Source organism: Roseovarius spongiae, from assembly GCF_003651245.1.
Taxonomy (GTDB): Bacteria; Pseudomonadota; Alphaproteobacteria; order Rhodobacterales; family Rhodobacteraceae; genus Roseovarius; species Roseovarius spongiae.
Map to the genome: position 1 here is coordinate 1 of NZ_RAPE01000012.1, position 9,508 is coordinate 9,508.

Annotated in this window: 7 protein-coding genes and 1 pseudogene; 3 read left to right on the plus strand and 5 right to left on the minus strand. The window is 58.9% G+C overall.

Going from position 1 to position 9,508, the window contains the following annotated elements; all coding sequences use genetic code 11:
• Positions 1-479: 479 nt before the first annotated feature.
• The 3 genes from D6850_RS19125 to D6850_RS19135 are packed head-to-tail and all read right to left on the minus strand — an operon-like array spanning position 480 to position 2,808.
• Positions 480-1,883 (minus strand): exonuclease domain-containing protein, encoded by a 1,404-nt coding sequence (locus tag D6850_RS19125; RefSeq protein ID WP_121169217.1) that lies wholly within the window; start codon positions 1,881-1,883, stop codon positions 480-482.
• 20 nt (positions 1,884-1,903) lie between these two features.
• Positions 1,904-2,431, minus strand: a complete 528-nt coding sequence (locus tag D6850_RS19130) for an ImmA/IrrE family metallo-endopeptidase (protein ID WP_121169218.1) — start codon at positions 2,429-2,431, stop codon at positions 1,904-1,906.
• Positions 2,428-2,808: a helix-turn-helix domain-containing protein gene (locus D6850_RS19135; protein ID WP_121169219.1), complete on the minus strand. Its 381-nt coding sequence runs from the start codon at positions 2,806-2,808 to the stop codon at positions 2,428-2,430. The genes D6850_RS19130 and D6850_RS19135 overlap by 4 nt, the downstream gene beginning before the upstream one ends.
• A gap of 274 nt (positions 2,809-3,082) precedes the next feature.
• Between D6850_RS19135 and D6850_RS19140 the strand changes: the two genes are divergently transcribed.
• The 3 genes from D6850_RS19140 to D6850_RS19150 are packed head-to-tail and all read left to right on the plus strand — an operon-like array spanning position 3,083 to position 7,694.
• Positions 3,083-4,213 (plus strand): anti-phage 6A-MBL system MBL-fold protein, encoded by a 1,131-nt coding sequence (locus tag D6850_RS19140; protein WP_121169220.1) that lies wholly within the window; start codon positions 3,083-3,085, stop codon positions 4,211-4,213.
• On the plus strand, positions 4,213-6,498 hold the full coding sequence (locus D6850_RS19145; protein ID WP_121169221.1) for an anti-phage 6A-MBL system cap2_3 protein: 2,286 nt from the start codon (positions 4,213-4,215) through the stop codon (positions 6,496-6,498). Before D6850_RS19140 ends, D6850_RS19145 begins: the two co-directional genes overlap by 1 nt.
• The gene (locus D6850_RS19150) at positions 6,495-7,694 is read left to right on the plus strand and encodes a patatin-like phospholipase family protein (RefSeq protein ID WP_121169222.1); all 1,200 of its coding nucleotides are present in this window, start codon (positions 6,495-6,497) and stop codon (positions 7,692-7,694) included. Before D6850_RS19145 ends, D6850_RS19150 begins: the two co-directional genes overlap by 4 nt.
• 209 nt (positions 7,695-7,903) lie before the next feature.
• Here D6850_RS19150 and D6850_RS19155 read toward each other — a convergent pair.
• Together D6850_RS19155 and D6850_RS19160 are read right to left on the minus strand one after the other, a co-directional pair.
• Positions 7,904-8,011, minus strand: a pseudogene (locus D6850_RS19155) (transposase domain-containing protein); the annotation flags it as partial.
• Between the two features lie 62 nt (positions 8,012-8,073).
• Positions 8,074-9,209, minus strand: a protein-coding gene (locus tag D6850_RS19160) for an IS3 family transposase (RefSeq protein WP_121169223.1) whose coding sequence is annotated in 2 segments (ribosomal slippage) — positions 8,074-8,916 and positions 8,919-9,209 — 1,134 coding nt in all. Because the reading frame shifts where the segments join, the coding sequence is not laid out codon by codon here.
• Positions 9,210-9,508 lie beyond the last annotated feature (299 nt).

A 9,508-nucleotide genomic window follows, 5' to 3' on the forward strand; every position in this document is an offset into this window, starting at 1 on the left:
AGACATGCTCGCCGACGCAAGGCGCTCCTCGCAGGACTGGAATAGGTTCCTCGAAGACTTCGTCTCGGACCAAGACATCATTGCCCGCGTCAAGGAAAAAGACCTGCGGTTGTAACCGGGCGGTTACCAACTTGATCCATTGGGATTACTTGATAAAAGCTGGATCGAACTTGCTTTGGATCCAAGGTGGAAATCGAGACATCCATGTCCACGTCGCGGGCAAGATCATGAAGCCAAGGGACTGGGTAAAATTCGCAAACGCTTTAAGAGGCGACTTCGCACGGTGCGGTTCAGAGATGTCTAAAGACCCCCAGAAACACTGCAGTAATCCGCGTTAAGTAGCGTTTGGTACCAATCCTGATGAATGGTTTGGATGGGACTGCCTATGAGATGGATTGTACCTGTTGAATCCAACAATCGACGGTACAGCGACAGTCTGTCTTCCAACTGAGATTCGGAGGAATCTTGTCCACGATCGACTAAAGCAGCGCGGATGCCTGCGCAGTCCGCTCCCGAAGAAAATCGCGATGCATTGTCAACAGATTGATCTCGTCGCCGGATGCTTCAGAAATCAGTTCATCCACTTCAGCGAGCGCCCTTGGATAGGTCAGCCACGGCGTCGTTTCGTCTACCGACATCAAGCGACGCGCAATCGCCTTCTCATAGTCGTGCCGTTCGTCGCCGTTCATCAGTTCTGGAGCTTCGCAATATAGCAAACGCTGCCCGAGTGTACGCAGCCGTGCATCTGCAAGCTGGCCAATCAAGGACACGCGCTGTGACCATTCCAAGCTGTGAAAGCGTTCCATGAGGTCATTGTCTGCATTGCTGGCGAAACCGTCGTAGATTTGCTCCTCGACATGCTCTGACGGTTCCCGCTCCTCCCGGGACGCAAGAAGACCCGCGATCAGTCGCTCACTCAGCGCCGCATCACCCTTGACACGCGCGGCCCGGCGCTTGAGTTCATCGAGCGCCGGATAGACTTCACGGATTTGCTCGGGAGCATCCTCATAGGGCAAAACAATCGGAGCGGCATTAGTGCGCATGCTCCGCAGCGGCTTGGGGCTTTGCGCCAACACGCCCGCGAGGTCCTCATCGCTTAGCGCCGCGAGGTCATCTGGATTGTTGGAGAGATCGAGGACAAACATCTCCGAGCCGTTGTCGGGATTGGTGCCGATCGCCGCTACCACCCAGGAATAGGGCCGTGTGTAGTAGAAATCGGTCAAGACGAACACTTCCTCATCGAGTGCGAAGTCGGTGACCGCGGCTTTCTGCGCAAAGCGTACGAAGCCCGACCACTGCTCCGGCTCGCGCTCGGCGATGAGTCGGCACATGTGGATTGTTGCCTCCACATCCGCCATCGCGTCGTGGGCCGCGCTATGATCGAACCCGTTCGTCGGTGCCAAACGGTCAAGTTTGAAGACCGGTTTGCCACGATCGTCGACGGGAATGTTCAATGCATCTGGCGCAAAGCGCGCAACTGCCTGAATCATCCGCAGGCTGTCGTTGCGGCAGTTGCCGTTGGTGTTCGTCAAGTAAGGCGCATGCAGCGTCTTGTAGAGCGCCTGTCGCAGCAGGTGCTCGTCAAAGCCGAATGAATTGTGCCCGATAAAGATCGCCGGCGACCATTCCGTCAGCTTGCCTGCGATCGCTCGCACCATCTGATAGTGTGTTGGCAAGGATGGATCGATGAGCTGCTCGGCGGTAACACCTGTAACGCGCATCGCACCAGGAGCCGGAACGACATAGGGCAGGATCTGACAACGGATTTCGAAGCGATCCAATTCATTGAGTTCGTGGTCGGTCCTAATCGCACCGAACTGCAAAATCTGGTCGAAGGCGGTGTGGGTCCCCGTGGTCTCTGTGTCATAGAAGACGAAGCTCATCGAGATCCTCCCGCATCTGCTTAGGCGAACAGGTTTCCAAGTCGGAAGCGCATCGCCGATGCGCTGACCTTGTACTGTTTGGCTAGGGTGCTGACGGCACCTTCGTCATCAATGTCGAACGGTTCGCCGTCGAGCGAGGCGGCAAGAAAGGACTCTGGCATCAGAAGCTCGGCCGCAAACAGATTGGCCTCGATCTCCATCTCGTTGACGCCTTCCGCCGAGACGGTGTTACGCATCAGCATCGGGAAACCCTTGTCGACGTGGATTTCCTTAGTGATCTCGGTACGGTGAAGCTGCAAATGGCCAAGCTCGTGCGCGATCGTAAACCGCTGGCGGTTCGGGTGATGCAAGGCATTGACGCCGACGATCGGGGTGCCATCCTTCACGTACACCATCCCCGACAGCTCGTCATCGAGCGGAGAAAAGCGAAGGTTTGCGCCGAGTGCCTTGGCGATCCGCTCGACTGGCACCGGCGCCGACGAGATGCCTTGCGCTTCCAACAAACTGAGCGCTTTTCTCCGTATCTTACTCTTGGTTTGGTGGTTCATTGGTCCTCCCTTCTGGAGTTTTCTCCAGGGTTCCCATGATCGTCATTCTCAAGGACTCCACCCATAAGACGGAGTACTTCCTGGCGTTGTTTATCGGTCAGCCCCTCCTCTGCCAATGGTAGGTCATTATGTGTTCTGTGCCTGCCTGATCCGGCCTGTGGCGCCAGAAGAAGATCCGATGGCGATTCGAGCTGCAGGGCTTCTGCAAGCGCAAAAAGATGATGGACGAGCACTTGCTGTTTCCCACGCTCGATATTTGCAAGCGAGGCGCGTGAAATCCCAACCTGTTTGGCAAGCTGGTCCTGCGTAAGGCCGAGGCTTCCCCTCAAGCCCTTAATTCGAATGCCTAAATTTCGGTAGATTTGCCGGCCACTCATGATTTCTTGTTAGCTACAAACGCAGTAGATGTCAAGATGGCAAACATAGATGTTTATGAAACAAACACAAAGAGTGTTTATAGTTTGACATATCTGGTTGCTCGAGGATAGATGGAGTCGGGACGTGGGGCACTCCGGCTCCGCACACAGCAACGCCCAAGACATTTGGAGATTGCGATGGCCTACAAACGGGTAACGCTCGAACGCGACGTCGCATTTGAGTGCTCGGAGGAGGCTAAATCTGATTGGGCAACGTAACGAGAGGACAGTGGACATGCAGGCACACGCAAACTTTTTCCCGCTCGGCAATGCCGACACCGCGAGGCTCGACCTCGCTGACGGGCGCAAGATTCTCATCGACTACGCGGCGATGCGCGACAAGGACGATGATGATGACCAGCGCTGCGACCTGCCCGAGACGCTTCGGCGTGATCTCGACAAGGCTGGGTGCGACTATTTCGACGCCGTATGCATCACGCACACCGATACTGACCACTGTAAGGGGTTCGGCGAGTTTTTCTGGCTCGACCACGCGGCATGCTACCAAGGCAAGGATCGGATCAAGATCAAGGAACTCTGGGTGCCCGCCGCAGCGATCCTTGAGGATAACCTTAAGGATGATGCGCGAATAGTCCGCGCCGAGGCGCGCCACCGCCTGCGCCAAGGTAAGGGAATTCGGGTGTTCTCGAGGCCTGAGCGCCTGAAAGCTTGGATGGACGCAGAAGGTATCGACTTCAAAAGTCGCAAACATCTGATCGTCGATGCCGGCAAGCTCATCCCCGGCTATGCGCTGACGGGCCCAGAACGGGTCGAATTCTTCGTGCACTGTCCGTTCGGGTGGCGGCAGGACGAAAACACCGTTGTGGACCGCAACGAAGACTCAATCGTGATGCAGGCGACCTTCATCGAAGGCGACCGCAAAACTCGGTTACTTCTCGCCTCGGACGTCAATTACGAGACGCTCTCGGCGATCGTTCAGGTCACCCGCAAACACGGCAACGAGGACCGGCTTGCTTGGGACCTGATGAAGCTTCCGCATCACTGCTCCTACAAGTCGTTGGGGCTGGAGCGCGGCACCGACGAAACGGTTCCTGATCCTGACGTCAAATGGCTGTTCGAGAACCAGCGCCAACCGGGGAGCGATATCGTCTCGCCATCCTGGCCTATCCCGGCGAAAGCCTCGAAGGCAGACAACGACGTCCAGCCGCCGCACCGGCAGGCAGCGAATTACCACCGCCGGATCACGGGTGCACATGACGGCGAGTTCATTGTTACGATGGAATACCCGTCGAAGAGCAGCCCGAAACCCTTTGCCTACAAGATCACAGCGTTCGGTTTCGCGCTCGTCCTTTCCGCACCGATGGTGGCCGGTACCGCCGCCGCGGCGTCGCCCAGGGCTGGGTAATGGACATCGAAGCCTGGCTGTCTGCATCGTACGGAGAGGTGATAGCGGCCGGGGACCTGACGTTCCCGGCCGCGGTTTCGTTCGCGCGGTTTGTGGATCGTCACGCCGCGGATGTTGCTACCGTCACCGAGTTGCGCCAGGGGGCGGCCGGCGAATTGGTCGAACTGACCTTCAGGACCGGCAGGCCCCAGCAGAGCGTAATCCCGATCAAACGCACTGAGCGGCTCGGGATCCGCTTTGGCGAAGGTGACACCATGCCCTTCGTCTATGTGCTGCGTAGCGACTTTCCAGACACCGCGCATCAGAATCTCACCGCAGAAGGCGCGCCGCGCGCGATCTGCATCGACGATCGTAGTTGGGCCGAGGCGCGCCTCACATGGACGCCGGCCGAACTCGTTCACCGCATCCTCTCCTGGTTCCGACGCGCCGCCGAAGGAAACCTGCACGATGCCCGCCAGCCAGTCGATCCTCAGATGTTCGGGACGGGATACAGCCTGATCATGTCCCGCGCATTGATCGAGGATGCCAGCAAACATGACCTCATCGCTATCCCGGACGACACCGGCACATTGATGCGCGTGATCCCACGTTCCGATCTGAGCGGCGTGGTCAAAGCATTGCCGCTAACGGTCGCCGCCTTCAGAGTGCCTCCCGAACAAATGGTTCGATTGTCTTTTGCCCCGGGGAACCTCGCTAGTTTAGCTGACATGCTTGCAGCGCGTGGGATCGACCTTTTCGCCGACCTTCGCACGCGCTTTGGCGCCTGGCTGGATGATGCCAAAACCAACGCCGCGCGGATAAACTCTTGTCTTGCGGTAATCGTCGAGATGCCAATCACTGCTCCTGACGGTGCACAGCAGGGGACCGATCTGCGGGCCTTCGTGACCGCCAAGAAGGTCGGCGACATCGCGGTTGCGCTTGGAGTTGCCCACAAGACGGCGAGCAAAGACCAGGGTGGCGCCGCAGGCTATGTGAGCGCGCTAGTTGGCGGTTCGATTGATGAGGCTGAGCTCGGCGGGCTGGCGATGCTTCCCGTCGAAGTCCATGCGACCTTTGACCGTGCCCTGGCGACGCAGATTGCTGGCCGTGCGGTCGAGGATGATCGCCGCGCGGTGATCGTCGGCGGTGGTGCAATTGGCGCGCATGTCGCACCGTGTCTTGCTCGAGAGGGGCGTTTCCGCTGGACTGTGATCGACGATGACGTCTTGCTGCCGCACAACCTTGCCCGGCATATTGCGTTCGCTGGCAATGTCACGGAGCGCAAGTCCGATATCCTCGCCGGCGCGCTTGCCAGCATCCTCGACGACGAGAGCTCTATCGCAGCAGCCATCACCGCCCGTGTCGGCTCTGATGGGGACCGAAATGAAGACGCCGACCGAGTGCTCGAAGACGCCGACCTCATCATTGACGCATCCGCTTCCTTGCTGGCGGAGCGGTACCTCTCCGACCATCCAGCGGAGGCCCGACGGATCAGCATCTTCTATAGTCCGGCGGGTGATGCCGCCGTGCTCCTCGCAGAACCTAAGGATCGCAGTGTGACGCTGCGCGATCTCGAAGCCCAGTATCTTGGCCATGTCGTTAACGAGGAGGCCCTCGCCGGTCACCTGGCGACGCCGGCACGCACAGTCGCCTACACCGGCGCCTGCAGGGCCATCACAAACCTGATCCCGGAATCACGCGTTATGGCGCTCAGCGGCCTCGTCGCAGAAGGGCTCGGCCAAGCAGCCGATGCCGATGAGGGTATTGTCCGCATCTGGTCGCTCGGTGAGGGCGGTGCGGTGCGCAGCTTCTCCTATCCCGCGGAGGCTGTGCGGCGGTTCGATGTTGACGGCTGGCAAGTCGCCCTCGATGACGGCCTTCGCGGGCGCGTCGCGACGATGCGGGAAGAGCGGCTGCCAAACGAGACTGGCGGCATCATGTTCGGCGTGGTCGATATCCCGGCCCGGCGAATTCACTTGGCCGGTGCCGCTCCAGCACCCACTGACAGCGTTGCGTCACCGGGCGGGTTCACCCGCGGAACCGACGGTGTTCAGGAGACGATTGACCATGTGATGACCGAGACGCAGGGGCAGATGAGATATGTTGGTGAGTGGCACTCGCACCCGCTCCGTGCCGGAGTAATGCCGAGCGTCACCGATCTTGTCCAGATCAACTGGCTCGCTTCGATTTTTGACATGGACACTTTGCCCGGCTTGATGCTGATCGCCGGCGAGAACGAACTCGCTGTCGTCTTCGTGCGCCAAGAGGATGTTCGAACCTTGCCCGCAGCGGAAACAGGCCAATGAGCGAACCAGTCATTGGCCTCTCACTGTCCGGTGGCGGATCACGTGCCATTGCGTTTCATCTCGGATGCCTGCGAGCGCTGCACGATCTCGGAATTCTCGATCAGGTGAAGGTTGTCTCCACCGTGTCCGGTGGCAGCGTCATCGGTGCCCTTTACGCCGCCAAGGACGAGCCGTTCCCGGCTTTCGAGACAAAGGTGCGTGCTCTTCTTGCGCGCGGACTGGTTCGTCCGGCTTTGCGCAAGACGATCACGACCACAGAAGGTCTTCGCGCGGCATATTGCGCTGTGCTGCTGGGCGCGATCAACCTCGCGATCGTGGCGGTCGCGGCTGGGCCACGACTGATCGCAAGGCTGCTGCCACCTGCGGCAAGAAAGAACTGGAGCCTCGAAAATCTGCGGGCACCGCTACCCCGTTTCGCGAGCCGGACGACGATCCTGCGGCGGGTGTTCGATGAAGACGTCTTTCATGGTCAAAAACTTTGCGACCTGCCTGCCAGGCGCCCTTTGCTGATTATCAATGCCGCCGACCTGCGCACCGGCTCCGCGTTCTACTTCTCGCGCGAAAAGTCGGGATCTTGGCGCCTTGGTGAGCTGGCCGGGTCCGAGGCCACGCTTGCTCATGCAGTTACGGCTTCTGCGGCATATCCGCTGCTGTTGCCCGCGCTTGACGAGCGTCTCGCGTTTAACAAGCCAGACGGATCTCGGCGTGAGGAACACGTGACACTCACTGACGGAGGGGCTTACGATAATCTCGGCCTTGCACCGCTTTGGCCCGACCGTGACGCGTCGGTCAGCCTCAACGTCTCCGGTGTGGACACAATCATCTGCTGTCGTGCCGGCTATGGCCTGCGTTTCGACCCTCCCAGCCAATTCTTCATAGCGCGGCTGACAAGCACCTTTGCCTGCGTCTTCGATCGTGCGCAGAACGCCGGCATAAAGCGTCTGTTCGATTTGAAGGCGGCAGGACGGATCAACGGTTTCCTGATGCCGTTCCTCGGTCAGGATGACTCGCGTCTTGCCTGTGCGCCGCCCGATCTCGTTTCTCGGGAGGAGGCACATGGATACCCGACCGACTTTGCGGCGATGCCAGAGGAGTGGATTGAGAAGCTCAGCATGCGGGGCGAACAGCTTACTCGCGCCATGATCGCCGAGCACATGCCAGAGCTGAAATCAGATTCCATCGAGGCATCTCCCTGACAAGTCGCGCTTTTTCAGTTCCCCCAAGTCCACGCAGGAGGCCTGTGATAGGTAGCCATAGCAACCGTTGACGCTACCAGCGCAAAGATGGTCAATCCAAAGAACACCCAGCCACATATGTAGAAGGTGCCGAGAAGGGCGCCTTCATCCAACAGTGGTCTTGTTTCAATCAGAACAAATGTAAGCGGCGGCTGGATAGCACGTCGATTTCAGCTTGACGGCTGGAAGTTCCAAGGCAGCAGGTCGTCGATGCGGTTCTGGGGATGGCCGGCGGCGATGGCTTCGAGCGTGGATTTGAGATAGGCGAAGGGCTCGACAGAGGTGGTCCTGCTTTTTCGACCAGTTTTCCGCCGGGCTAAGCTATAGCATTGGTTTCATTTTAGGCGGCGGCGTTCAGGTATTGGTTCCGGGTATCATAGGCCTCGGCCGGCGTCAGCAAGCCATGCGATGAGTGCGGGCGTTTTTCGTTGTAGTAGGTGATCCAGGCACCGATCCCGTTGCGGGTCTCCGAGCCGGTTTCGAAGGCATTGAGGTAGACGCATTCGTATTTCAGAGACCGCCAGAGCCGTTCAATCATGCGGTTGTCGATCCAGCGTCCACGCCCGTCCATCGAGATCTTCACCTTGGCGTCGCGCAGCACGTCGGTGAAATCGGTGCTGGTAAATTGCGAGCCCTGATCGGAGTTGAAAATCTCCGGCGGGCCGTATCTGGCCAGCGCTTCCTTCAAAGCCTCGATGCAGAACCCGGCGTCCATCGTGTTCGACAGTCGCCAGCTCAGCACCTTTCGGCTATGCCAGTCCATGATTGCCACGAGATAGAGAAAACCGCGCCGCATGGGGATGTAGGTGATGTCGGTACACCAGACCTGATTGGGGCGGGTGATCGCCAGGCCCCTGAGCAAATAGGGATAGATCTTGTGATCCGGGTGCTTCTTGCTGGTCTTCGGCTCCTGATAGATCGGCACCAGGCGCATGAGCCTCATCAGTCGCCGCACACGGTGGCGCCCGCATTTGTGCCCTTTCCGCTGCATATGGCGGGCCATCTGCCGCGAGCCATACCAAGGCGTTTCGAGGAACTGCTTGTCGATGATCTCCATGAACGCCAGGTTCTCGGCGCTTTCGCCGCGCGGCTGATAGTACAGCGTCGAGCGCGCCAGAGACAGCAAGCTGCACTGCCGCCGGACGCTGAGTTCGGGATGATTCTGTTTCACCGCTTTTTGCCTCCAGGCCCGAGGATAAGGCTGGAGGCGTCCGACAAAAAATCGCGCTCCACTACCAGCTGGCCGATCTTGGCGTGCAGCTTTTCCACGTCCTTTTGTGAAATCGGCGGTGTCTCCTCGACCTTCCGGCTAAACGCCGTCGCCATGTTCTCGATCGCCGCTTTCTTCCAACCATTTATCATCGTGGGATGGACGCCGTACTTCTTGGCCAGTTCGGCTGTCGTCAATTCTTCACGGATGGCCTCAAGCGCAACCTTGGCCTTGAACTCAGCCGAATAGCGTTTCCGCTTCGTCATGGGGTCGTTCCTTCATCAGTCGCCAGAGCTTAGCAACTGGTCCGAAATCCTGCGACCACCTCTAAGGGCTCGACGCCGTTCACCTTGGCGGTCTCGATCAGCGACGCGATGCGGCCCCAGGCCCTGCCGCCCTCGTCATGACCGGCGAACAACGCATTTTTTCTGTTCAGTGCCAGTTCCCGTTCATTCTGCCCATGTCGGGCAGGTCTATCGGGTTCATTATCGATGGCATGCCTATTTTGGCGCGGACGTGAGGGTTTTCCGGACCCTCAATCGCGGTGATGGCCAACATGTCGGTC